Origin of the sequence: Bradyrhizobium sp. 191 (assembly GCF_023100985.1) — a bacterium.
GTDB lineage: Bacteria > Pseudomonadota > Alphaproteobacteria > Rhizobiales > Xanthobacteraceae > Bradyrhizobium > Bradyrhizobium diversitatis.
The window spans coordinates 912,030-937,376 of sequence record NZ_CP064692.1; the positions used below are offsets into that span (position 1 = coordinate 912,030).

Below are 25,347 nucleotides of genomic sequence, written 5' to 3' on the forward strand. Positions count from 1 at the left end.
TCAGAACTTCGCTGTCGTCACGACGTAGAATGCCCGTCCCGGCGCGACCGCCACGAACGGAACGTTGCTGCGATAGAACGAGTCGTAATAGAGCTTGTTGGTGAGGTTCTGCGCGTAGAGCTTCATGGTCCAGTTCTGGTCGATCTTCTTCTCGACGAACGCATCGAAACGCCAATAGCTCGGCAGCTCGTTGGTGTTGGCCGCGAACGTGCCGCCATAGACCTTCGAACGGTACACCGCCTGCCCGCCGAGTTCCCAACCGCCATCGAACTTGTACTTGGTGAGCATGCTGAACGACTGGTGGGCGATGTTGGCGAGTTGCAGCCCGATATTCGAAGCAACGCCGCTCTGCGTGACCTTCGACTGCATCAGCACCAGGCCGCCGAAGATGCTCCAGCGGTCGGTGATCTTGCCCTCCGCCTCGATGTCGATGCCTTGGATCCTGTAGGCAGCACCCGATGTGAGCAGGTTGTTGACGGTCTCGCGCGCGTTGTCCTTGGTGGTCTGGAACAGCGCACCGGTCACCAGCAAGTGGCGATCCGCAAGCTCCCATTTGGTGCCGAGTTCGATCGCCTTGTTGCGCTCGGGCCCGAGCAGGATGGTCGAGTTGGGGGGAACGCCGCCGTATTCGGTGCCGGTCGCATCCAGCTCCGACCCGAACGGATTGGCCGATGTCGCATAGGCTGCATAGACGCTACCGATCGACATCGGCTTGTAGACCACACCGACGTTGTAGTTCACCAGATCGGAATTCTGCTTCACATAGTTCGGGCTATTATTCGAGGCACTCTGGCTGTAGCCGTCGTAGCGCACGCCGCCGTTGACGATGATGGTGTCCTGCCAGTTCGCGGTGTCCATGACGTACACGCTGCTGGTGTTGACGCCATAGCGGGTCGGATTTCCAAGCAGGGACGGCGTACCGAAGGGAATATTGGTGTATTGCGGGGAGTACAGATTGACGTTCTGGACGGCACCGCTGCTCGTGAAAGCGGAGCCGGACAGTTCTGACGCGAGACCGGCATAGCGGTCGATCGAGATGTTCTCGTTCGAATATTCGACGCCGAACACCGCCGTGTGCTTGACCCCGCCGGTGTCGAGCTTGAAGGTGGCCTCGTTCTGGTTGGCCCATACGTCGACGTTCTGGTAGCGGCTCTGCGCGCTCGCCGTCGTGGTCCAGAGCAGCGGATTGGGGCTGGTCGTGTTCGGGTTTTGCGGCAGCGTGCCGATGTAGTTGAGCAGCGAGTGCTCGCCGCGCACCTTGCTGGTCAGGGTGATGGCCTCGTTGACCTTGTACTCGATGGTGCCGGTGCCGAAATCCTGCCGCGCGGTCTGGAAGTCGCGGTTGAGGAAGCCGTACCAGTTCTCGCGCGGAATGCCCGCCGAGGTCACCGGCACGTTGCCCTGCTTGTAATAGGGCACGCCGAAATCGGGATAGCCGCTGAGATCGGTATGGACGTAGTTCGTCGTGATCTTGATGTCGTTGGTCGGGGTGTACTTGGTCGAAATGAAGCTGCCCCAGCGATTGTCGGTGACGTAGTTGCGTCCGGCGATGTTGGCGTCCTGGAACAGGCCGCCCGTGCGCACCGAGAAGGTCGGATCGATGACCTGGTTCACGTCGAGCGTGACACGCTTGGTCATGTCGGTTCCGAACTCGCTATCCATCCGCTTGAAGTTGACGTCGCCGGCCTGCTTGGTGACGATGTTGATGGCGCCGCCGGCGGTGCCCCGGCCGGCATAGGAGGATGCCGGGCCGCGCAGAATCTCGATCTGCTCGGTGAAGAAGTTCTCGCGGATCGAGACCGCGGGATCGCGGATGCCGTCGATGAAGACGTCGTTGCGCGCGTCGAAGCCGCGGATGAAGAAGCGGTCGCCGAACGCGTTGCCGCCCTCGCCCGAGCCGAGCGTCACGCCCGCCGTTGAGCGTCCGATCTCCTTCAGCGTCGTGGCGTTCTTGTCCTCGAGCACTTCCTTGCTGAGCACCGTAATGCTCTTCGGCGTGTTCAACATCTTCTCGGGAAACTTGCCCGAGGCCTGCACGTGATCGACCTTGTAGGGCGCCGCGGGATCGGCATAGGGATTGGCGTCGGCGGGGCCTGACGGCGTGACGGGAGCCGTCTGCGGCGCTTGCTGCCGCTGCGCGGCGCGGCGAAGCGCGTTGCGGGCACGGACCTGCTCGGGTGAAGGCTTCGAGGCAGCCGGACGCGGCCGCTCGACCGGAGCATCGACCGTCACCGGCGGCAGGTTCGACTGCTGCGCCTGCGCGCCGCCCGACACCGACGCCACCGCGATCAAGCTCGCGACCGCCGAAACTTTTTTGCCGGAAACGCCCGCGAACCTCTCATCCATCAAATCGAATGCTGCGACCGAACGCAACGACTTCGGTGCGACCACCTGCCCCATTACCAAACGCCCCATATTCCTGTTCGCTCATTCACTTCGACGAACGATGGCTGTTGGTATCGGCCACAAAATAGCGGGTCAATGCGAGCCGCCCGCGAGAACCCTTGAATCAATCCAGATCAAAGCGATTCTAAACTACAGTTTGAAATCGTTCTAAGATCGAGATTGGACTCGTTCTAAAGACAACGCAGAAAGACGTTCGCTCTCAGTCGCTACTCGGCGGCTTCATCAGCGAGAACAATTCGTCGACCGTCTTCTGCGCGACCGCGCGCACGCGATCGGTGCTGTCCATGCCGGCGATGTTGACGCCGTTCACGACGGCTTTGATCTCGTCGCGAAAGTCGGTGAGGAAGCGCAAGGGATCGCGCTGCTCGTTGGCGACACGCGCGATCAATCCCGTGATCAAAATCTGACACGCGATCAGCTTGCCGTTCAGCTCGTCCATCCTGCGCTCCATTCGTGGCGGCGCCGATATGAACGATGCCGAAATCCCTGACAACCGAAACGGCCTCCGCGCGATTTAGAACCGTTCTCGTGACTGATCCGAACCAGGACTCAGCGCAGCGCCATTCGGCCTGAGCACACCGCTATCGGTGCTGCGCAAGAGGGGGCACGCCGATCGGTCGCGCCCGCAAAAATGCAGCCCTGCACAGCGCGGCGCCAGAGCACTGCCCAGGGCGTGCAAAGCTTTCCAATTGTTTAGGTTTCCGAACTGATAGTGCTGTTTACACTGGAACTTGGCGTGTATTATACAAGCGCGCTGGAACCGTATGATTGGCCCCATATTTCGTAAGCGTAGGGCACGAGAGCCGACACGAGACGATATGAAAAAGTCCCGGCCGATCCTCTGGATTTTGATCATCGCGGCCGTGGCCTCCGCAGGTTACTATGGATGGCAGAGATTTGGCTCGGCCGGACAGGCCCAGACAGCACAGAAGGCGTCGCCCCGCCCGTCCGCTATTCCCGTCAGCGTCGCGCCGGTCCAGAAGGCCGACTTCCCGGTCTACCTGACCGGTCTCGGCACGGTCCAGGGCTTCAACACCGTCCAGGTCCGCAGCCGGGTCGACGGCCAGATCATCAGGCTCGAGTTCAAGGAGGGCCAGATCGTCCAGCAGGGCGACCTTCTGGTCTCGATCGATCCCCGGCCCTACCAAGCCGCGCTTGACCAGGCCAAGGCCAAGAAGGCGCAGGACGAGGCAAACCTCGCCAACGCCAATCTGGAGCTCCAGCGCGCCGTGAAGCTTGGCGAATTCGCAACAACACAGCGGGTGGATACCCAGCGCTCCACCGTCGCGCAGCTCACCGCCCAGATCGCCGCCGACGAAGCCGCGATCGCCAACGCCCAGACCCAGCTCGACTACACGCAGATCAAGGCACCGATCACCGGTGTCGCAGGGCTCCGCCAGGTCGACATCGGCAACATCGTCAACGCCTCGACCCAGACGGGCATCGTCATGATCTCGCAGGTCGAACCGATCGCCGTGATCTTCACCGCTCCGGAAGACCAGCTCCCCTATATCACCGAAGGCCAGAAGGCCGGCGCGCTGAAGGTGATTGCCTTCACGACCGACGGCAAGAAGACGCTGGCCGAGGGCAAGCTCGCGGTCATCAACAACCAGGTCGACACGACCAGCGGAACGATCCGTCTCAAGGCGGTGTTCGACAACAAGGACCACGCGCTGTGGCCGGGCCAGTCGGTTTCGACGCGGCTCCTGGTGCGGACGCTCAAGGATGCGACCGTGGTTCCTGATGATGCGGTCCAGCATTCTACCAACGGCCTCTACGCCTATACGGTCAATCAGGACAACAAGGCCGAGGTTCACAAGGTCAAGGTCAGCTATGGCATCGACGGACGTTCGGTCATCGAGGAAGGCTTGAGCCCGGGCCAGCAGGTGATCGTCGGCGGCCAGTTCAAGGTCCAGCCCGGAAGCCTCGTGTCGACGGCAGTGGCAAGCTCCGATCGGGCCCAGAGCAAGGTACGACAGGAATGACCGAAGGCGGGATTTCGGCACCTTTCATCCGTTATCCCATCGGCACCTCGCTGCTGATGGCGGGGATCCTCTTCGTCGGTCTCGTCGCCTATCCGCTGCTTCCGGTTGCGCCGCTGCCGCAGGTGGACTTTCCGACCATCCAGATCACCGCCAACCTGCCCGGCGGCAGCCCCGAGACGATGGCCTCCTCGGTCGCGCAGCCGCTGGAGCGGCAGTTCGCCCAGATCCCCGGCATCGCGCAGATGACCTCGACGAGCTATCTGGGCACGGCGTCGATCACCATCCAGTTCGACCTCAATCGCAACATCGACGGCGCCGCGAATGACGTCCAGGGCGCCATCAACGCTGCCAGCGGGCAGTTGCCCAAAAACCTGCCCTCGCCCCCGACCTACCGCAAGGTCAACCCGGCCGACGCGCCGATCCTGCTATTGTCGGCGACATCAGAGACGCTGCCGCTGACCAGCGTCAGCGACGCGGTCGACGCCCAGCTTGCTCAGCAGATCAGCCAGCTGTCGGGCGTCGCCCAGGTCTTCATCGGCGGCCAGCAGAAACCTTCGATCCGCATCCAGGTCGACCCGGCGAAGCTCGTCGCCAAGGGCCTGTCGCTGGAGGACGTGCGCAGCCAGATTGCGATCACCACGGTGGACAGCCCCAAGGGCAATATCGACGGCGAAAAACGCGCCTATACGATCTACGCCAACGACCAGCTCACCCAGTCGAAGGACTGGAATGACGTCATCATCGCCTATCGCAACGGGGGTCCGTTGCGGATTCGCGACATCGGCCGAGCGGTCAGCGCCGCCGAAGACGCCAAGCAGGCGGCCTGGGCCAATGGCAAGCGCGGCGTCTTCCTGGTGATCTTCAAGCAGCCCGGCGCCAACGTCATCGAGACCGTGGACCGGATCAAGGCGACCCTGCCCCGCCTCGTGGCAGCGATCCCGCCCGCGATCAAGATCGAGCTCATCAGCGACAGAACCACCACCATCCGCGCCGCGGTCGAGGACGTCCAATTCACGCTGCTGCTGACCATCGCACTCGTGGTCATGGTGATCTTCATTTTCCTGCGCAGCTTCTGGGCGACGGTCATTCCTACCGTCACGGTGCCATTGGCGCTGCTGGGCGCGTGCGCCCTGATGTGGCCGGTCGGCTATTCGCTCGACAATCTGTCGCTGATGGCACTCACCATTGCGGTCGGTTTCGTGGTCGACGACGCCATCGTGATGCTCGAGAACATCACCCGCTACATCGAGGAAGGCGACTCGCCGATGGAGGCCGCCTTCAAGGGCTCCAAGGAAATCGGCTTCACCATCGTCTCGATCAGCATCTCGCTGGTCGCGGTGCTGATCCCGCTGCTGCTGATGGGCGGCATCATCGGGCGCCTGTTCCGCGAATTCGCCGTGGTGCTGGCGATGACCATCTTCGTTTCGATGTTCGTGTCGCTGACCCTGACGCCGATGATGGCCTCGCGCTTCCTGCGCGCCCATGGCGAGGTTCAGCACGGCCGCTTCTATCAATGGAGCGAGCGCGCCTTCGACGCGATGCTGCGCGGCTACGAATATGTGCTCGATCACGCCCTCGCCTGGCGGCGCACCACGCTTGCAATTTTCTTCGTCACGCTCGGACTGTCGATCTACCTGTTCGTCCTGATCCCGAAGGGCTTCTTCCCGCAGCAGGACGTCGGCCTGATCACCGCCACCTCGGAAGCCTCGCAGGACATTTCGTTCAAGGAGATGACCCGGCGCCAGGAGGAGCTCGGCAAGATCATCATGGCCGATCCCGACGTTGCCAGCGTTGCCATGTCGATCGGCGGCAGCGGCCGCGCCGGCAACAACGGCAACCTGTTCATCACGCTGAAACCTCGCGATCAGCGCGAGGCCTCTGCTCAGCAGATCATCGCGCGGCTGCGTCCGCAGTTCGACAAGGTCGAGGGCGCCCGGCTTTACATGCAGGCGGCCCAGGACGTCCGGCTCGGCGGCCGGCCGACGCGCACGCAGTTCGAATTCACGCTGCAGGACGCCAATCTTGACGAGCTCAACGAATGGGCGCCCAAGATCCTCGCCAAAATGCAGACCCTGCCGCAGCTGCGCGACGTCGCGACCGACCAGCAGACGCAGGGCACAACGGTGCAGCTCAAGATCAACCGCGACACCGCCGCCCGCTACGGCATCCAGCCGCAGCTGATCGACGACACGCTGTATGACGCCTTCGGACAGCGGCAGGTCACGCAGTATTTCACCCAGCTCAACACCTACAAGGTCATTCTGGAAATCCTGCCGGAGATGCAGGGCAATCTCGACAGCTTGAACAAGCTCTACCTGAAATCGCCGCTGACCGGCGACCAGGTGCCGCTGTCGACCTTCGCAACCTGGACTACCGACCCGGTCCGTCCGCTCTCGATCAGCCATCAAGGCCAGTTCCCATCGATCACGATCAGCTTCAACCTGGCGCAAGGCGTGGCGCTCGGCCAGGCCACGGAGGCGGTGCAGCGGGCAATGGCCGATCTCGGCGCACCGCCGACGCTGAACTCCAGCTTCCAGGGCACCGCGCAGGCGTTCCAGCAGTCGCTCGGCACCGTGCCGCTCTTGATCCTCGCCGCCCTAGTCGTGGTCTACCTGATCCTCGGCATTCTCTACGAGAGCTACATCCACCCGATCACGATCCTGTCGACGCTGCCCTCGGCCGGCGTCGGCGCGCTCGCAATCCTGATGGCGGCGGGTTTCGACTTCAGCCTGATCGCGCTGATCGGCATCATCCTGCTGATCGGCATCGTGAAGAAGAACGGCATCATGATGGTCGATTTCGCGATCGCCGCCGAGCGCGACGAGCACAAGACGCCGGAGGAATCGATCCGCCAGGCCGCGTTGTTGCGTTTCCGCCCGATCATGATGACGACGATGGCCGCGCTTCTGGGCGGCGTGCCCTTGATGCTCGGTCACGGCACCGGCGCCGAGATCCGTCAGCCGCTCGGCTACGCCATGGTCGGCGGCCTGATCGTCAGCCAGGCGCTGACGCTGTTCACCACGCCCGTGGTTTATCTCTATCTCGACAAGCTCAACAACTGGTTCGCCACCTGGGGCCGTTCGGGCGATGGCGAAGGCGACGAGGCCCCCGAGCACGGCAGCGTCAAGGAAGCCGCCGAGTAAGCTTGCGCTGCGGCTTCGGCGACGCTACAGCGAGGCGCCTGTTTCACGCCAGCGCAGTTTCGCCATGCTCATGCAATCCAGACTTGTCGCCCTTGCCGCAGCCGTCTTGTCAATTGGCGCTGCGCATGCCCAGCAGGGCGCCAAGAGAAACACCGCGCCCCCTGCCCCGGCCACACAGCCTGCGCCTGCCCCGACGCAATCACAGGCGGACGGCACTCCCGGGCAGTCCGGCTGGATCGTCCGCTGCACCAGCGCCAGCCGCGATGCGCCACTCGAATGCGCGATGGAGCAGAACGCGGTACTGACCAAGACCGGCCAGACCGTCCTCCTGATCAACATCCGCATCGCGCCCGACACCCGCACGCCGGTAGCGCTGCTGCAATTGCCGCTTGGCCTCAACCTTCCCATCGGTGCCAAACTCCAGGTCGACGAGGGCAAGACGGTCGATCTCCAGATCCAGACCTGCGAGAACCGCGGCTGCTACGCCTCGACCCCGATCGCGCCGGACCTGCTCGCCGCCTTGCGGTCAGGCAAGCAGCTGAAGGTCACCTTCCAGAACATGGCCAAGGAGACGATCGCGATCCCGATGCCGCTGGGCGATTTCTCGGCCGCTTACGACAAGATCAAGTAGCCGCTCCGCCTCACGTCACGACGTCGCTCGCCCGGAGCAGCGTCGTGAAGCCGCCATAGATCATGCGCTTGCCGTCGAACGGCATGCCCTCCATTTTCAGCCGGGGATCCGCCATCACCTTCTTGTTGATGGCATCGCGGCTCTCCCGGTCCCGGTAGACGATCCAGGCGAACACCACGACCTCGTCTTCCTTCGCCATCACCGCGCGCGGAAACGAGGTGAGCTCCCCATAGGGAACGTCGTCGCCGATGCATTCGACATAATCGAGCGCGCCGTGCTCCATCCAGATCGCACAGGCGGTCGCCGCCATCGCCTTGTAGGCCTCGAGATTGTCCTTCGGCACGGCGAGAACGAAACCATCGACATAGGGCATTAGGGATCTCCTTGGGTTGTACGGCCCAAGGACGATACTGCGCGCGGCGATCCGACCCGGAAATACGAATGCGAGTGAGGCAAAGCGTCGCGAGCGCGACGCGGCCGATCAACTGGGCAAATCCTGGTCGGGAGGACAGGGAACTTCACATGGGAAGAGGGCCAGGAACTGGCTGGGGAACCTGGATTCGAACCAAGACAAACAGAGTCAGAGTCTGTTGTGCTACCGTTACACCATTCCCCACCGAAGCGCTTGAAATTGCTAAGCTTTCTTCGGAGTTCTGCAAGACTGACTGAAAGTTCCGCAAATCAGCGGCTCGCAGGCCGGTCATATAGCCGCGCCAGCGTTTGCGGTCCAGTCCTTCTGTGAACATCGTCGCATGTTCTTACTGCGTTCACGCCCGAGAAACGTTGCTGCTCTTTCGGACAGTCCCGGCCTCGCCATGGGTTGACTAGACGACGATGCGATCGAAGTCTGCGGCGATCCGAGTGTTCGGGAAGATCCTTGCCGCCTCGGCGAGTATCTCCTCGTCTTCGTAGCGTCCCGACAGATGCGTCAGCACGAGTTGTCCGACGTTGTTCGTGACAGCCAAGGAACCCGCTTCCGCCGCGGTGAGATGGCCGTAGTTCCGCGCGATCGGCGCGTCGCGATCGAGAAACGTCGCCTCGATCACCAGCACGTCGGCGTCGGCAACGTATTGCGACAGCCCCTCGGTGGTCTCGGTGTCGCCGATCACGACGAGTTTCCTGCCGCCGCTCGGCGGGCCCAGGACGTCTTCCGGGTCGACGGTTCGGTCGGCAAGCACGACCGGGCGCCCCGCGGCCAATTCGCCGCGCAAGGGACCGTCGGGGACACCAAGCGCCATGAGCCGATCAGGCCGAAGACGACGGCGCGCGGGGCTTTGGAAGACGAAACCAAAACTGTCGGTGTCGCGGTGGCGGACCGGAAAACAGTCGATGGTGAAATCACCGGCATCGATGACCCGTCCTTCGGTCAGCGGCGCGAACTCGACCGGGATCGGCGCCCTGCCCGCGCCCCACAGGCCTGCGAGCATTCGGATGACGATGTCGAGCGTTCCTTCCCCGCCGTGAATTGTCATCACGTCGGAGGTCTGCCGCAAGCCCAGCGTCGAGAACAGGCCGGGGATGCCGAGCATGTGATCGAGATGCGCGTGCGTCAGCAACATGCGGTCGAGCCGCCGAAAGCCGGCGCCGCTGCGCAACAACTGGCGCTGCGTGCCCTCGCCGCAATCGACCAGGACACGCTTGCCTGCGGCCTCCACGAGGAGCGCGGGATGGTTGCGCTCGGTCGAGGGAACGCTGGCGGAGGTCCCGAGAAATGTCAGGGCGAACATGGTCGTCACGAGCCCAGAAGGTGGTTGAGGCCGCCCGTCCGGCCGGCCTCACCGTCCCCAATGCCACGCGAGCAGCAGCGCGTACAGGGCCATCGACGCGACGTAGAGCGCCGCAAGCAGTGCGTAGCCCGCGATCTGGCGACTGATCGTCGCCGTCGGCCTCACCCACCAGTCGAGCGCCCTGAAGGCGGCGGGCACCAGCCACCAGCCGAGCAACTGGGTGCTGACGAGATTGCCGACGAACAGCGATAGCCAGACCGGCACGCCATGACTGTCGATCAGCGGCCGGCTGATGAAGTAGCCCCAGAGATAGACCACGGGATAGAGCACCAGCAGGACGATCAGGTTGCTCTTCCAGATGAAGCCCGGCCCTTGCTCGGGAGCCGGCGTCTTGCCGGCCGGGAACCAGAAATTGAATCCGTAGCTCGCCCGCTTCACGTTCATGCCGGCATTGAAGCGTTCGCCCTCCTTCAGCAGGGTCTGCCGCAACGGCGAGTCGAGCCACGCATTGAGATTGGCATCAGAGTCGAACGACAGGATGATGATCCATTCGTCGTGCAGGCCCGGAATCGGCCGCTCGATCTTGTGGCGCAGGAAACCCTTGAACTCGGCCTCCGCCGCCTGGATGCGCTGCTGCCATTTCAGGAACGCATCCTCGAGCCCATCAGGGACTTTGAAGGAGATGACGGCCGAGACCGCGCTGTCACGCTGAACGCCGGTGTCGGGCAGGATATGGACGTCCTCCGAACCGACGAAGAAGCGCTGCACTTCCGCGATGAGTCGTGCCCGCACATCGCTCTGGAGCCAGGCGCGTGCTGCGGAGGGGCTGGAGAAACGCAGTATCGTCACCCAGTCCACATGCGCTGGCGGTCGCGGCGGCACCACCTCCTGGCCGAGAAAGCCGGGCCAAGCCTCGAGCACCTCGCCGACCTCGCCGTTCCAGCGTGCGAACGCAGCAAAGCCATCGTCGGCAATGCGGCGTTGGATGACGAGTGCGACCGGCTGGCCAGCCGCGTCAGGAGTTGCGCTCATTGGCAGCCGTCCGCTTCAGCTCTTCTTGTAGAGACGCTTGCCCATCACCCAGGTCTCGTCGACGCAGCGATCGTCGCCGACCATCATGACGGCAAACAGCATGCTCGCGGCCTCGTCCATCGTGCGCGGGCTCCCGCCATCGGCGATCAGCGACTGATGCCACGCTTGCGCGGCCTGTCCGCCGTTCGGATCGAGGGCGACGAAATCAGCTTCCTTGCCGGGCTCGAAATTGCCGAGCTTGTCGTCGATGTAGAGACCTTCGGCGCCGCCGAGCGTGATCGACCAGAAGCCGCGATAGGGCGAGAGCTTGTTCCGCTCGGCCTCGGCAAGGTCCTTCCGCGTGGGATCGATGCTGCCGTCGAGCAGCGTGTTGTTGCACATGCCGACCTTGTAGGCGTCGTCGAGCACGGAGATCATCGAGAAGCGGTTGCCGCCGCCGACGTCGGTGCCGAACGACATCTTCACGCGATGTTCGGGATCGGTGGCGCGGCCGAGCCGGAACAGGCCGCTGCCGAGGAACAGGTTCGAGCACGGGCAGAACACCACCGCGGCGCCCTTCTTCGACATGCGGCGGAATTCGTTGTTGGAGAGATAGACGCCGTGGCCGCCGGAGAACTTTGGACCGACCAGGTCGAACTTCTCGTAGACGCCGAGATAGTCCTGGCAGTCCGGATGCTCGACCAGCACGCCGCTGCATTCGGCCGGGTTCTCGGAGATGTGGGTGTTGACCCAGCAGTCCGGGTGTTCGTGCTTGAGGCGCTGACACGCTCTCAGCAATTCCGGCGAGGCACCGAAGGCAAAGCGCGGCGTGATGGCGTAGAGGTTGCGGCCCTTGTTGTGGTACTGCGCGATCAGCCGCTTGCTGTCGCGATAGAAATTGTCAGGAGTATCGATGAAATCGGCTGGCGCGTTGCGGTCGATGCCGGTGAGGCCCGCGATGACGCGCATGTTGCGGCGGGCCGCTTCCTCGAACAGCTCTTCGGTCGAGACCGGCGAGGAGCTGGTAAAGGCCTGGCAGGTGGTGGTGCCGGAGGCGAGCAGCGCGTCGAGGAAGCGCTTGACGCCCTCGCGCGCGTAGTTGCGATCCCGGTATTTGAGCTCTTCCGGATAGACCCACTTCTGGAGCCACGGCAGCAACTGCTCGCCATAGGCCCCCAACACGCGGGTCTGCGGCAGATGGATGTGACCGTCGATGAAGCCCGGAACGATGATGCGGTCCTTGATGTGGGTGATCTCCACGCCCGGATGGGCGGCGGCAATCTTGTCATAAGGGCCGAACGCCTTGATCACGCCGTCGGTGACGACCATGAGGCCATCCTGGTGAAAGCGCGCCGCGGCCTGCTCGTCGCCGACGTGCTTCCAGGGATCGTCGACGAAGTCGAAGAACGTGCCGCGAATGGCAACGGTGGTCATGATTGGTTCCTCCCTTAAGTCTGTGTCGAGTGGCGCGCCGATGGCAGCGAGATCGCGAGCAACGTTCCGGCGACGGCGCAGAGGCCGAGATACAGCCATCCGAGCGGCGCCTGCGTTGCTTCAGGCAGCACCGCCGCGATCGCCATGGCGCCGCTCACCGCGAGATAGCAGAGCGCGCTGATCAGGCCGCCGATCAGGCCGTGGTCGCTTTCGAACAGGCCGAGCGCCATGCCGTACATCATCGGGCACAGCACGCCGCAGCCGCCGAGCACCAGCGCGCCGCCGATCGTGATCGACGCAAAATCGAGGCCCAGCGTCATGCCTGTTACGGTCAGGACGGCGGCGCCGGCGAGGAATAGCGCGAAGGCGCCGAAGCCCATCACGCGGGCCGGCATGAAGCGCGCGAAGTGCGCGCAACCCAGTTCGCCGGCGAGATTGACGCCGCCAAGGCCGAGCGCGACGAGGCCGTAGATGGCCGCCGAATAGCCGAGGCCAGTCTGGTAGAAGAACGGCGCGACGACGCCGAATGCCAGTTGCGCGCTGGCGGCAGCGGCGAAGACCAGCACGAAAGCCAGGAAGCCCCGACGAACGAGCGCCTCGCGCAAGATACCGGCAGTGCGGCGCGGATCGAACGGCGCACGCCGTTCCGCTGGCAACGTTTCAGGCAGAAGGAATACGACGATCGTGGCAACGATCGCCGCGGCGATCGCAATGACCACGAAGACACCGCGCCACGACGTCAGCTCGACGATGAAGCCGCCGGCTGCCGGTGCAAGCACGGGCGCCAATCCCCATGCGGCTCCAAGCAGACCCGAGATCGCAGTGAGCTCGCGCCCGCGGAAGCAATCGGCGGCGACCGCATAGGCGACAACGAGGCAGGTGCAGCCGCCGATGCCTTGCAGGAAGCGCAAGCCAAGCAGCAGCGAGGCGCTGGTGGCCAGCGCGCAGGCGATGCTCATCGCGATCAGCACCGACAGCCCTGCGAGCAGGACGTTGCGGCGGCCGAGCGTGTCGGAGGCGATGCCGACCGGCACCAGGGCAAGGCTCATGCCGAGCATGTAGGCGGTGACGGTGTTCTGCATCGACGCCGCGTCGGCGGCGATATCCACCACCATCTGCGGCAGGCCGGGCGTATAGGCATCGAGCGGAATCTGGCTGAACGGCACGACGCACAGCAGGATCGGCACGATCCCGCCCTTCGCGCGGCCGGTGTCCGAAGCAAGTGCAGTCATCGCTCACGCCCCCTCGATGCCCGCAGGTCCCCGTCTTTTCGTGCGCGCAATGAGAGGCGACGATGCAGGTTGCGGATCTTGACGCGCGGAGCGTGCCAGAACTGTGTATAAAAACTCTTAGGAGGTCCCGTCGCGATACGGAATCTGACAGCTGATGCTGTGGCCGCGGAGCACGCCGACAAAAAACGCGAAAACAACCCCATGCAAAGTAGAAATCACTGAAGAATTTCGTCCGCCGCGACTCTTGCCCTGTCGGCACGAAGGTTTGACTCGTCGGGCAAAACAGGCGCAGAATGACAACATCGCCAATTTCGAGTTCGTCGTTGCACCGACGCCATTAACCGCTCGGAAGGCATTGCTGTTTCCGATACGCGACCGGCTCTGGCCGGGCGAAGATCAGAGCAAGAATCCCTCGATAGCTCCGAGAAACTGCCGCGGCGATTGAAGCTGCGGCACGTGCGCGCATCCTGGAATGATCTTGAGCTCAGCGTGCGGCAATCCAGCGGCCAGCTCGTGCGACATCGGCGGAGGCGTTGCTTCGTCGTGCTCGCCGACCAGAACGAGGACCGGAACTTTCACCGCGGCAAGCTCGGCGCGGAGATCGAGGCTAGCCAACGCCTCACATGCGCTGCGAAACACATCGGGATCGGTCCGTAAGAATGCGGCGCGACGATCCTGCATCAGGTCGGGGTGCCGTTCCTGAAACTCGGGCGCGAACAGGCGCCGCATCGCGACGTCAGTGATGGCCTCCAGCCCCTTTGCCCGGGACACCTTCGCCATGTTGCGAAATGCCTCGCGTCCGGGCTCCGAAAAGGCCGCGCCGCAATCAGCGAGAACAAGCCGGCTGACGATCTTCGGATGCCGGATCGCCATCTGCAGGGCGACGAAGCCGCCATAGCCATTGCCGAGCACGATCGACGGCGCGCCGCCCGCGGCATCCCGCACAGCCTCTGCCATCCGGTCCGCGACAGCAGCAAGCCCGCCCTCGACCGTGCGTGAACGGCCGAACCCGGGCAACTCCGGCACGATGGTCTGAAACGATCCCGCAAGCTCCGGCACGACCGCATCGAAGCTGGCCCGGTCCGACAGCAGCGAATGGAAAAGAAACAGCGGCGGCCCCTCGCCCGCCTGCGCGGCGTTGACGGTCTCATTGGCAAGAAGCCTGTCCATGTCCGGCCTGTCCCAAACTGCATCGATCGGATCACGCCCTCTCGCGTGCCCTGGAAGCTCCGATTGATAAATCAATTGACAGGGAATTCAAGCATTCGGCACTTGACGTGAAATATCACGAGTAGGATATTAGCCAGCAGGAGACACCAATTTCCATGCTTTTACGCGAGAATATCTACGATCTTCTTCGATCTGATATTTTAGCCTGTCGCTTTGCGCCGGGCGATGAAATGCGAGAGCAGGATCTGGCCGAACGCTATTCGGTGAGCCGGCAGCCTGTTCGAGATGCGCTTCTGCGGCTCCAGCGCGAGCACCTCGTGACGGTGCAGCCGCGCCAGGGCTACCGAGTGACGCCGATCTCGCTCTCCGATGCCCGCGACCTCCTGCGCTTCCGACTCGCACTGGAGCCGGCCTGCGTTGCTGAAGCGATCGAGAGCGCTCCGGACAGCGTTTTGAAATCGCTCGACGAATTTCGCCGGTTCTCGGGCAGCCACGAAGACTTCATCGCCTACAATCGCGGCTTCCACACTGCGCTGGCCCATGCCTCCGGCAATCGCCGCATGGCGACGGCGCTGTGCGACCTGATCGGCCAGGCCGACCGGCTGGTCCGCGTCAGCATTTCCAACCTGAAGGGCCACGACCCCGCAAAGCTCGTCGCAGAGCACGTCGCACTGATCGACGCCATGCAGCAGCGCGAAACGCGCACCGCGGCGCGCATCATCAAGGCCCACATCGGGGACACCGAAAAACGCGTTCTGCCGGCGCTCAAGCGCAACGCCGTCATCGTCGAAGAGAGGTCATCATGAACGTTCCCTCGAAACCCGCGTCGATCGACGTCGAAACCCACGGCAATTTCATCGATGGACGGGAAGTCGAAGCCGGAGACGGCGCGATGCTGGACGTCCGCAATCCCGCGACCGGCGATGTCATTGCCCGCATTCCCAATTCAACCGCTGAGGATATCAACCGCGCCATGAAAAGCGCGCGCGCCGCGTTCGACGGCAAGGCCTGGGGCGGCATGGACACGCGCGCCAGGGCCAGACTGGTCAACAAGCTCGCCGATGCGTTCGAGGCCAATCTCGACAGCCTGTACCGGCTGGAAACCCTCAACAATGGCCGCCCGGTCAACGAGACCCGCGCCCAGCTCTCCCGCCTGCCCGATTTCTTCCGCTACTTCGCCGGCCTCGCTTTGTCGCGCCGTGACTCCGTGATCCCCGTCGAAGGCGCCTATCTGAACTACACGCTCCGTACCCCCATCGGCATCGTCGCCAATTGCACCCCGTTCAATCACCCCCTGATGATCCTGTGCAAGTCGCTCGCCGTGGTGCTGGCGACCGGGTGCGTCACCGTGGTGAAGCCGTCCGAATACACGCCGCTCACGACCTTGAAGCTCGCACAGATCTTCACGGAAGCGGGCCTGCCGCCCGGCGTCTTCAATATCGTGCTCGGCCTCGGCCCGAGCGCCGGCAAGATGCTGGCCGAGCATGGCGACATCAACAAGCTGGTCCTGACCGGCGGCACGGAGGCCGGCCGCATCGCCGGCAGCGCGGCCGCAAAGGTGTTCGCGCATCAGACTATGGAGCTTGGCGGCAAGACGCCGGTGATGGTGTTCGACGATTTCGACGTCGACCGCGCCGTCAACTATGCCGCCTTCGGCGCATTCATCGGCGCCGGACAGACCTGCGTCTGCGCCTCGCGCCACATCGTCCAGGCCTCGATCTACGACGAGTTCGTGGAGAAGCTGCAGGCCAAGACCCGCACGATCCGCGTCGGCGATCCCTTCGATCCCAGCACCCAGATGGGCCCCGTGATCTCGGCCAAGCAGCGCGACCGCGTTCTCGCCTATGCAGGCTATGGTCACGCCGACGGCGCGCGTCTCGTCACCGGCGGTGTTGCCGCCAAGGTGCCGGGCCATGACAACGGATATTTCGTGGAGCCGACGGTCTTCGCCGACGTCAAATCCGACATGCGCATCTTCCAGGAGGAAGTGTTCGGTCCCTTCACCTCGGTGACACCGTTCAAGGACGAGGCCGATGCGCTCCGGCTCGCCAACGACTCGCCGTTCGGCCTCGCCGCAGCGATCCGTACCCGCGACGTCGCCCGCGCTCACCGTGTCGCCGCCGCGGTCAAGGCCGGCATCGTCTGGATCAACGATCATCACCGCCTCGACCCGGCCTCGCCCTGGGGCGGCGTCGACGATTCCGGCATCGGCCGCGAATGCGGCGCCGAAAGCTTCAACGACCATTTCAACACCAAGAGCGTGATGGTCGCGACCCACGAGCAGCCGTTCGACTGGTATCGCGACACGGCCAATCAGAAGCGGCTGAACTAGCAGATCTTCACCCGGCCGACCGCCCATAGAAGGCGGGCCGCATCAACCAGAATGACAGTCAAGGGAGAGCGTCAATGTCGACATCGGTAAACGCGGGCAGCCGTCTCGATCGGCTGCCGATCGGGCCATTCCACCGCCGCATCATGCTGCTGATCGGCATCGGAATGTTCTTCGACGGTTTCGACATCTACATTGCCGGGACGGTGCTCAGCGTCACGCTGAAATCAGGCTTTTCGACGCTCGCTCAGAACGCGGCCTTCATCTCCGCGACGTTCGTCGGCATGATGCTGGGGTCGTTCGGCACCGGCTTCCTCGGCGATCGCCATGGACGCCGCTTCACCTATCAGTTCAATTTGCTCCTTTTCGGCATCGCTTCCCTTGCCGCGGCATTCGCACCGAATATGGCCTTCCTGATCGCCTGCCGCTTCGTGATGGGCGTCGGCCTCGGAGCCGAGAACGTCGTCGGCTATTCGACGATGACGGAGTTCGTGCCCGCCCGCACCCGCGGCAAATGGCTCGGCCTCACCGCCGTATGCGTCGTGACGGGCCTGCCAGCGGCACTTTTGATCGCATCCGTGCTCGTTCCGCAGTTCGGCTGGCGCTCGATGTTCGTGCTCGGCGGCATCGGCGCGCTCGTCGTCTGGTACATGCGCAAGTCGCTGCCGGAATCCCCGCGCTGGCTCGAAGCCGTGGGACGCACCGCCGAGGCGGAAGCGTTGATGCAGGCGATCGAGAAGGAAGCGGCGCAAGGACAGCCCTTGCCTGCTCCAGCGCCCACGACACCCGCTCCGGTCGCTCCCGATCTCGGCACGTTGTTCACTGCGCCCTTGCTGTCGCGGATGATCGTCGGCGCCGTCTGCCTGATCACGATCAACACCCTGCTCTATGGCTTCGTGACCTGGCTGCCCGTGTTCTTCGTCAAGCAGGGCCTGTCGGTCGCGACATCGTTCGGCTATTCGCTGCTGATGGCGCTCGGCGCGCCGATCGGCGCGGCCATCGGCGCATTGACCGCCGACCGCTGGGGCCGCAAGCCAACGATCATCGGCGCGTCGCTGATCTCGGTGGCGCTGGGCATGCTCTATCCGATGATTTCGGATCCGATCCTGCTGCCGGCCGTGGGCTTCGCACTGACGGTGCCGATTTATGTCCTGGTCGCGCTCCTGTTCGGCATCTACGTTCCAGAGCTGTTTCCGACCGAGGTCCGGCTGCGTGCGTCAGGCATCGTCAATACGCTGGGGCGCGGCGCCACGATCGTCACGCCGTTCCTGGTCGTGTCGCTGTTCGAATCGCGCGGCATGGCAGGCGTCATGGCCCTGATGATCGGCTTGCTCGTGGTGCAGATCGTCACGGTCTGGGTACTCGGCATCGAGCCCCGACATCGCAGTCTCGAGGAGCTGAAGGCGGAGGAGACTCCGGCGCCGGTCCTCAAGGAAGCGTCCTGAGAGGCCTTCGGACGAGCGCGGCCTACATGGTTCGAGACGCCCGCTTGCGGCGGGCTCCTCACCATGAGGGTCTGACATCTGGCTACATAACGCCACCTCATCCTCAGGGCCCTCCGTAGGCGTGCGTCGCGAAGGACTGGGGCGCAGGCAGCTTGCCACCCCGACCGATGGGCAGATCTGCGAGATAGCTACGTCTTGTCGGCCGATTGCGCTTCCACCGCCTGGACGGCGACATCAGCGACCTGCCGCAGCGCTTCGCGGTCCGCGCCCGAGGACGCCATCACGCCCATGCCGACCGACACCGCGGAGACATAACGCGCAAGCGCGGCGGGATCGGAGGTTGGCTTGAGATCGCCTTCGGCCTTGGCGCGAATGAAACGGTCGCGGAGCTGGTCCTCGTTCTGGGCGCGGCGCGCGGCCAATTCGAAAGGGACGTTCTCGGAACCGCTGCCGCAGGCGATGCCGCCTTGTACCAGCAGACAACCGGGCGGATTGGCAGGATCGGTCTGCTTGTCGGCGATGCCCATCAACATCCGCTCGGCGACGGCGCGGGCGGTGGGCGCTGCCACCACCTCCTCCATCCAGATGTTGCGCAGCTTGGTGTAGCGGTCGAGCGCGGCCTTCAGCAGGCCCTCCTTGTTGCCGAAGCAGGCGTAGAGACTGGGCGGGTTGATGCCCATGGCCTCGGTGAGCTGGGCAATCGTCGCGCCCTCATAGCCATGGCGCCAAAACACTTCCATCGCCTGGTCCAACGCCATTTCGGCGTCGAATTCGCGGGGGCGTCCCATGCCCATGTGCCTGTCTCCTCGGAATTCGCGTTCTGCAGAAGGCTTAACGTCGATTCCTAACTATTTGTTCTAATTCTACTTTCCCAGGGCCTTCCAATTCTTGCGGTATGCCGCTACAATTTTCTTAGTGAATGGTACATAAGTATCTTGCACTGCGGTATCCAGCTCCACATCTGTAGTGAACACTACATATCTGGAGCGCGCAAATGCCCCCCTCCCAAAACACTTCCCGCACCGGCCGTTTCCGCCGCCTTCTGGGCGGCGTCGCCATCGTGGGCGCCCTCGCCGCGGCCGGCTCGATTGCGACCGGCCGCTATTTTCACGCGGCGCAAGCGACGGCACCGGCCGCCGCGGCCGAACAAGCCGTTTCCGTCACCGTCGCGATGATCGAGCCACGGCAGACCGTGCTGTGGGACGACTTCTCCGGCCGGCTGGAGGCCATCCACCGCGTCGAACTCCGTCCGCGCGTTGCGGGTGCGATCCTGTCGGCGAACTTCACCGAAGGGGCGCTGGTGAAGGCCGGCGACGTGCTGTTCAAGATAGATCCCGCCCCTTATGCGGCCGAGGTCGACAAGGCCGCGGCCCAGCTCGAAGCTGCGAAAGCGCGCGTCGTCTTCACCCAGAGCGAGCTCGAACGCGGTGCGCAGCTCGTCGGCAACGCCGTGGTGACGCGCCGCGACTATGACCAGCGCGACAACGCCAACCGCGAAGCCATCGCCAATGTGAAGGCGGCCGAGGCGACGCTCCAGACCGCAAAGCTCAATCTCGACTACACCGAGGTGCGCGCTCCCGTGGACGGCCGCGTCGGCAAGATCGAGGTCACCGTCGGCAATCTCGTCGCCGCCGGCACCGCGTCCCCGGTCTTGACCTCGCTGGTCTCGATCAATCCGATCTACGCCTCGTTCGATGCGGATGAAGAGGTCGTGCTGCGCGCGCTGAACTCGATCGCAGATGCCTCCGGCAGGCGCGGCGAGCTCGACCAGATCCCGGTCGAGATGACCACGTCGGGCGGCCTGTCCGCGAAGGGCCACATCCAGCTCATCGATAACCAGGTCAACGGCCAGAGCGGCACCATCCGTGTCCGCGCGGTATTCCGCAACGAGGACGGGCGCCTCATCCCCGGCCAGTTCGCCCGCGTGCGCATGGGCCAGCCGAAGCAGCAGGCACTGGTGATGATCGACGAGCGCGCGATCGGCACCGACCAGGACAAGAAGTTCGTGATGGCGGTCGGCGACGACAACCGCGCCGTCTACCGGCCAGTCACGCTCGGCGGCACCGTCGATGGGCTTCGTATCGTCACCTCGGGTCTGAAGTCCGGCGAGCGCATCGTCGTGAACGGACTACAGCGTGTGCGTCCCGGTGCCCTGCTCAAGACGGAGATCGCCGCAATGGGTGCGCGCGGGCAGCAAGCGGCCTCCAACCACAGCAACCAGGACGTGGTGCAACGCTAACACTCTTCGTCATTCCGGGGCGCGCGTAGCGCGAACCTGGGATCTCGAGATTTAGATACTCCGATCTTCTCACTTCTGGATTCCGGGTTCGCGCGCGATGCGCGCGCCCCGGAATGACGGTGAAACGGTCGGAGTTCGGGAAGATATGCCCAGGGGCAAAACCAATGAATCTCTCGAAGTTTTTCATCGACCGTCCGATCTTCGCCGGCGTGCTGTCGGTGCTGATCTTCCTCGCCGGCCTGATCTCGCTGTTCGCGATGCCGATCTCGGAATACCCGGACGTGGTGCCGCCCTCGGTCGTGGTGCGCGCGACCTATCCCGGCGCCAATCCCAAGGTGATCGCGGAGACGGTGGCAACCCCGATCGAGGAGCAGATCAACGGCGTCGAGAACATGCTCTACATGTCGAGCCAGGCGACCACCGACGGCGCGATGACGCTGACGGTGACGTTCCGGCTCGGCACCGATCCCGACAAGGCGACGCAGCTGGTGCAGAACCGCGTGCAGCAGGCCGAGCCGCGCCTGCCGTCCGTGGTGCGCCAGCTCGGCATCATCACCAAGAAGTCGTCGCCCGACCTCACCATGGTCGTGCACCTGCTGTCGCCGAACGGCCGGTACGACATGACTTACTTGCGCAACTACGCCGTGCTCAACGTCAAGGACCGCCTCGCGCGGATCGACGGCGTCGGCGACGTGCAACTTTATGGTGCCGGCGACTATTCGATGCGGGTCTGGGTCGATCCGCAGAAGGCCGCCGAGCACGGCCTGACCGCGAGCGACATCGTGCGCGCGATCCAGGCGCAGAACGTCGAGGCCGCCGCCGGCGTGGTCGGCTCCTCCCCGAACGTCAAGGGGATCGACCTGCAATTGTCGATCAATGCGGAAGGCCGGCTCGCGAATGAGGAGCAGTTCGGCGACATCGTGGTCAAAACCGGCGCACGCGGCGAGGTCGTACGCTTGCGCGACGTCGCGCGCGTCGAGCTTGGCGCCTCCGAATACGGCCTGCGCTCGCTGCTCGACAACAAGCAGGCGGTGGCGATCCCGATCTTCCAGGCGCCCGGCTCCAACGCGCTGCAGATTTCCGACAACGTTCGCGCCACCATGGCCGAGATCAAGAAGAACATGCCCGAGGGCGTGTCCTACCAGATCGTCTACGACCCCACCCAGTTCGTGCGTTCCTCGATTGAAGCCGTCATCCACACGCTGCTGGAGGCCATCGCCCTTGTCGTTCTGGTGGTGATCCTGTTCCTCCAGACCTGGCGCGCCTCGATCATCCCGCTCCTGGCCGTGCCGGTGTCGATCGTCGGCACGTTCGCGGTGATGCACGTGTTCGGCTTCTCCATCAACGCGCTCAGCCTGTTCGGCCTGGTGCTCGCGATCGGCATCGTCGTCGACGACGCCATCGTCGTGGTCGAGAATGTCGAGCGCAACATCGAGGCCGGCCTGTCGCCGCGCGATGCCACGTACCAGGCGATGCGCGAGGTGTCGGGTCCGATCATCGCGATCGCCATGGTGCTGATCGCAGTGTTCGTGCCGCTGGCCTTCATCTCCGGCCTCACCGGGCAGTTCTACAAGCAGTTCGCGCTGACGATCGCGATCTCGACCGTGATCTCGGCCGTCAACTCGCTGACGCTGTCGCCGGCGCTGTCGGCGCTGCTGCTCAAGGGCCACAACGAGCCGAAGGACAAGCTGACGCTGGTCATGGAAAAGAGCCTCGGCTGGTTCTTCCGCGGCTTCAACAAGGCCTTCACGCGCTCCTCCGAGAACTACAGCGGCAGCGTTGGCAAGGTGATCTCGGGCAAGGCCGCCGTGATGGGCCTCTACGTGGTCCTCGTCGGCATCACTGCCCTCTTGTTCCAGCAGGTGCCGAGCGGCTTCGTGCCGGGGCAGGACAAGCAGTACCTGGTCGGCTTCGCCCGCCTGCCCGATGGCGCGACGCTCGACCGGACGGAAGAAGTCATCCGCAAGATGAGCGACATCGCGCTGACCCAGCCCGGCGTCGAGAGCTCGGTGGCATTCCCGGGCCTGTCGATCTCCGGCTTCACCAACTCGTCCAACGCCGGCATCGTGTTCTCGACGCTGAAGCCATTCGACGAACGCAAGGATCCCTCGCTCAGCGGTCCCGCCATCGCGGCCGAGCTGAACAAGAAGTACGCGGGCATCCAGGAAGCCTTCATCGCCATGTTCCCGCCGCCGCCGGTCAACGGCCTCGGCACCATCGGCGGCTTCAAGCTGCAGATCGAGGACCGCGCCGGTCTCGGCTATGACGCCTTGAACGAAGCGACGAACGCATTCATGGCTGCAATGCAGAAGGCACCGGAGATCGCCGGCGTGTTCTCGAGCTTCCAGGTCAACGTGCCCCAGCTGTTCGCCGACATCGACCGCACCAAGGCGCTTCAGCTTGGCGTGCCCGTGACGGAGGTGTTCAACACGCTCCAGATCTACCTGGGCTCCTATTACGTCAACGACTTCAACAAGTTCGGCCGCACCTATTCCGTTCGGGTTCAAGCCGACGCGCCGTTCCGCGCCCGCGCCGACGACATCAGGCAGTTGAAGGTGCGCTCGTCCTCGGGCGACATGGTGCCGTTGTCCGCGCTGCTCACGATCCGCCAGAGCGCGGGTCCGGAGCGCGCGATCCGCTACAACGGCTTCCTGTCCTCGGACATCAACGCGGCGGCCGCGCCCGGCTTTTCATCGGGCCAGGCGCAGGAGGCGGCGACGCGGATCGCCGCAGAGGTGCTGCCGCCGGGCTTTGCCTTCGAATGGACCGACCTGACCTATCAGGAGTTCATCGCCGGCAATTCCGGCATCTGGGTCTTCCCGCTGGCGATCCTGTTGGTGTTCCTGGTGCTGGCCGCGCTCTATGAGAGCCTGACCCTGCCGCTCTCGATCATCATGATCGTGCCGATGGGCCTCCTGGCAGCGATGTTCGGCGTCTGGATCTCCAAGGGCGACAACAACGTCTTCACCCAGATCGGCCTCATCGTGCTGGTCGGCCTCTCCGCCAAGAACGCGATCCTGATCGTCGAATTCGCGCGGGAGCTCGAATTCGCAGGCCGCACGCCGATCCGGGCCGCGATCGAGGCGAGCCGCTTAAGGCTGCGTCCGATCCTGATGACGTCGATGGCGTTCATCATGGGCGTCCTGCCGCTGGTGCTCTCGACCGGCGCCGGCTCGGAAATGCGGCGAGCCATGGGCGTTGCCGTATTCTCCGGCATGATCGGCGTCACAGTGTTCGGCCTGTTCCTGACGCCGGTGTTCTACGTGCTGCTCAGAACCGTCACCGGCATGAAGCCGCTGATTCATCATGGCAGCGACATCAGTGCGGCGCCGGTCCATGGACCTGCCGAGTGAACCGCGTCCCGCCGCGGCACGCCCCCGGCGGGACCACCAAGATCGGATCGATTATTTCCGATTCTCTTCGCAGAATTTCAGCGCCGCCAGCGCCTCGCCGGCACGCGGGATCTGCATCTCGATGCTGTCGTCGTCGTCCTCGAAATCGAGCGTAAGGCGCTTGGCCTTCGCGAGCCGATCCATGATCGATTGGTCGTAGGCGAAGATGCCGCGCACGGTGGTCTTGTCCATGACCTCCCACTTGGCCTTCTTCATGATGTCGGCGTCATCGGTGCCGAGGTCGGCCCGGAGGACCTCGCCGGACCTATCCCATTCCCAGCCATCGTAGATCATCACGATCACGATCGCCTGCTCGGAATAGGTGATCACGATGACGTAGTCGCGGTTCTCGTCATCCTTGTCCTTGTAGCCGCGGCTCGCATTGCAATGCGTGTCCTGCGCGCGCCTCTCGATGGTCCAGTCGCCGACTTTGGATTGTTGCGCAAGGGAGGGGCCGGCGCTCAAGATGCCTGCAAGCAATGCAGCGCCGCGACTGAATCGACTCATATCGGCCTCCAGCACGCTGCCCCGTGCTGAGATGATCACCTCTGTCGGCGGCTCGCAAGGATTTCAGTCGCCCGCACAGAACGCGGCTGTGCCCTACCCCTGCCGCGGCACGATCGCGATCGGAGTAAAGGTGTAAACCTCCTCGCCGTTCTGGTTGAACATGGTCCATTTCACCAGCGCTATGCCCTGCGGCTTCGACTTGGACGGCGTCAGGCTCATGACTTCGCCGACCAGATGCAGCCGGTCGTCGGGGCGCACCGGCATCGTCCAGCGCAGGCCGTCGACACCGGCGCCAATGAGCGGATGCGGGCCGAACGGGCGGGTCTGGATTGCGAGGTTCATGGCGATCGCGGCGGTGTGCCATCCTGAGGCGGCAAGCCCCTTGAACAGGGTCGTCTTGGCGGCCTCGTGATCGAGATGCATCGGCTGCGGATCGAACTCGGCGGCAAAGCGCTTGATGTCGGCCTCGGTGACCACAACTTCGGGGGACTTGAACCGCATTCCGACGGTGAGATCGTCGAACCACTCGACCTGCGCCATGATTTTGCCCCGCAGTATGATGCGCCGCCTCGGAGAGGCTGCCTAAAGGGCTTGGGCAATGACGGGATATAGCGGGCTCGCACCGCGTAAACCAGCGCCGGGTTCCGCGCGAAACCCCTTTCCCGATGCGACGAAACACGCCTGAAACAGATCGCC

General features: G+C 63.9%; 19 protein-coding genes and 1 tRNA gene. 8 read left to right on the forward strand and 12 right to left on the reverse strand.

Annotated elements, in window-relative coordinates:
• Together IVB23_RS04405 and IVB23_RS04410 are read right to left on the reverse strand one after the other, a co-directional pair.
• Complete coding sequence (locus tag IVB23_RS04405; RefSeq protein ID WP_247804760.1) at positions 1 to 2,400, reverse strand: TonB-dependent receptor; 2,400 nt, start codon at positions 2,398 to 2,400, stop codon at positions 1 to 3.
• Positions 2,401 to 2,605: 205 nt separating this feature from the next.
• Positions 2,606 to 2,845, reverse strand: a complete 240-nt coding sequence (locus tag IVB23_RS04410) for a hypothetical protein (protein ID WP_027571757.1) — start codon at positions 2,843 to 2,845, stop codon at positions 2,606 to 2,608.
• Positions 2,846 to 3,224: 379 nt separating this feature from the next.
• On the opposite strand from IVB23_RS04410, the gene IVB23_RS04415 reads away from it, so the two are divergent.
• The 3 genes from IVB23_RS04415 to IVB23_RS04425 all read left to right on the forward strand — a co-directional run bounded on the left by IVB23_RS04415 (position 3,225) and on the right by IVB23_RS04425 (position 8,165).
• On the forward strand, positions 3,225 to 4,391 hold the full coding sequence (locus tag IVB23_RS04415) for an efflux RND transporter periplasmic adaptor subunit (protein WP_247802574.1): 1,167 nt from the start codon (positions 3,225 to 3,227) through the stop codon (positions 4,389 to 4,391).
• Positions 4,388 to 7,534 carry a multidrug efflux RND transporter permease subunit gene (locus IVB23_RS04420; RefSeq protein WP_247802576.1) on the forward strand — a complete coding sequence of 1,049 codons (3,147 nt, stop codon included), beginning with the start codon at positions 4,388 to 4,390 and terminating at the stop codon, positions 7,532 to 7,534. Before IVB23_RS04415 ends, IVB23_RS04420 begins: the two co-directional genes overlap by 4 nt.
• 64 nt (positions 7,535 to 7,598) lie before the next feature.
• Positions 7,599 to 8,165 carry an invasion associated locus B family protein gene (locus IVB23_RS04425; protein ID WP_061876823.1) on the forward strand — a complete coding sequence of 189 codons (567 nt, stop codon included), beginning with the start codon at positions 7,599 to 7,601 and terminating at the stop codon, positions 8,163 to 8,165.
• A gap of 10 nt (positions 8,166 to 8,175) precedes the next feature.
• On the opposite strand, the gene IVB23_RS04430 is transcribed toward IVB23_RS04425, so the two are convergent.
• The 7 genes from IVB23_RS04430 to IVB23_RS04460 all read right to left on the reverse strand — a co-directional run bounded on the left by IVB23_RS04430 (position 8,176) and on the right by IVB23_RS04460 (position 14,739).
• Positions 8,176 to 8,538 (reverse strand): DUF1428 family protein, encoded by a 363-nt coding sequence (locus IVB23_RS04430; protein ID WP_197965899.1) that lies wholly within the window; start codon positions 8,536 to 8,538, stop codon positions 8,176 to 8,178.
• A 169-nt stretch (positions 8,539 to 8,707) separates the two neighbouring features.
• Positions 8,708 to 8,781 (reverse strand) — tRNA-Gln (locus tag IVB23_RS04435).
• 208 nt (positions 8,782 to 8,989) lie between these two features.
• A complete protein-coding gene (gene rnz, locus IVB23_RS04440) occupies positions 8,990 to 9,892 on the reverse strand; it encodes a ribonuclease Z (RefSeq protein WP_247802577.1) in 903 nt (300 codons plus the stop codon).
• A gap of 48 nt (positions 9,893 to 9,940) precedes the next feature.
• Positions 9,941 to 10,924, reverse strand: coding sequence for an antibiotic biosynthesis monooxygenase (locus IVB23_RS04445; protein WP_247802578.1), 984 nt, complete (start codon positions 10,922 to 10,924; stop codon positions 9,941 to 9,943).
• A 15-nt stretch (positions 10,925 to 10,939) separates the two neighbouring features.
• Entirely contained in the window at positions 10,940 to 12,337 is a 1,398-nt protein-coding gene (gene guaD, locus IVB23_RS04450) for a guanine deaminase (protein WP_247802579.1), read from the reverse strand.
• Positions 12,338 to 12,351: 14 nt separating this feature from the next.
• Positions 12,352 to 13,569: a multidrug effflux MFS transporter gene (locus tag IVB23_RS04455; RefSeq protein WP_247802580.1), complete on the reverse strand. Its 1,218-nt coding sequence runs from the start codon at positions 13,567 to 13,569 to the stop codon at positions 12,352 to 12,354.
• Positions 13,570 to 13,965: 396 nt separating this feature from the next.
• Positions 13,966 to 14,739 (reverse strand): alpha/beta fold hydrolase, encoded by a 774-nt coding sequence (locus IVB23_RS04460; protein ID WP_247802582.1) that lies wholly within the window; start codon positions 14,737 to 14,739, stop codon positions 13,966 to 13,968.
• 155 nt (positions 14,740 to 14,894) lie between these two features.
• Between IVB23_RS04460 and IVB23_RS04465 the strand changes: the two genes are divergently transcribed.
• The 3 genes from IVB23_RS04465 (at position 14,895) to IVB23_RS04475 (ending at position 18,513) form a co-directional block, all read left to right on the forward strand.
• Positions 14,895 to 15,545 carry a GntR family transcriptional regulator gene (locus tag IVB23_RS04465; RefSeq protein WP_247802583.1) on the forward strand — a complete coding sequence of 217 codons (651 nt, stop codon included), beginning with the start codon at positions 14,895 to 14,897 and terminating at the stop codon, positions 15,543 to 15,545.
• On the forward strand, positions 15,542 to 17,071 hold the full coding sequence (locus tag IVB23_RS04470; RefSeq protein ID WP_247802585.1) for an aldehyde dehydrogenase: 1,530 nt from the start codon (positions 15,542 to 15,544) through the stop codon (positions 17,069 to 17,071). The genes IVB23_RS04465 and IVB23_RS04470 overlap by 4 nt, the downstream gene beginning before the upstream one ends.
• Before the next feature lie 74 nt (positions 17,072 to 17,145).
• The gene (locus IVB23_RS04475) at positions 17,146 to 18,513 is read left to right on the forward strand and encodes an MFS transporter (protein WP_197965892.1); all 1,368 of its coding nucleotides are present in this window, start codon (positions 17,146 to 17,148) and stop codon (positions 18,511 to 18,513) included.
• A 188-nt stretch (positions 18,514 to 18,701) separates the two neighbouring features.
• On the opposite strand, the gene IVB23_RS04480 is transcribed toward IVB23_RS04475, so the two are convergent.
• A complete protein-coding gene (locus IVB23_RS04480) occupies positions 18,702 to 19,307 on the reverse strand; it encodes a TetR/AcrR family transcriptional regulator (RefSeq protein WP_247802587.1) in 606 nt (201 codons plus the stop codon).
• Between the two features lie 200 nt (positions 19,308 to 19,507).
• Between IVB23_RS04480 and IVB23_RS04485 the strand changes: the two genes are divergently transcribed.
• On the forward strand, positions 19,508 to 20,752 hold the full coding sequence (locus tag IVB23_RS04485) for an efflux RND transporter periplasmic adaptor subunit (protein WP_247802589.1): 1,245 nt from the start codon (positions 19,508 to 19,510) through the stop codon (positions 20,750 to 20,752).
• A gap of 164 nt (positions 20,753 to 20,916) precedes the next feature.
• Entirely contained in the window at positions 20,917 to 24,105 is a 3,189-nt protein-coding gene (locus tag IVB23_RS04490) for a multidrug efflux RND transporter permease subunit (protein ID WP_197965889.1), read from the forward strand.
• A gap of 51 nt (positions 24,106 to 24,156) precedes the next feature.
• On the opposite strand, the gene IVB23_RS04495 is transcribed toward IVB23_RS04490, so the two are convergent.
• Together IVB23_RS04495 and IVB23_RS04500 are read right to left on the reverse strand one after the other, a co-directional pair.
• Entirely contained in the window at positions 24,157 to 24,651 is a 495-nt protein-coding gene (locus tag IVB23_RS04495; RefSeq protein ID WP_247802591.1) for a hypothetical protein, read from the reverse strand.
• Between the two features lie 93 nt (positions 24,652 to 24,744).
• Positions 24,745 to 25,191 (reverse strand): MaoC family dehydratase, encoded by a 447-nt coding sequence (locus IVB23_RS04500; RefSeq protein ID WP_061877650.1) that lies wholly within the window; start codon positions 25,189 to 25,191, stop codon positions 24,745 to 24,747.
• Positions 25,192 to 25,347 lie beyond the last annotated feature (156 nt).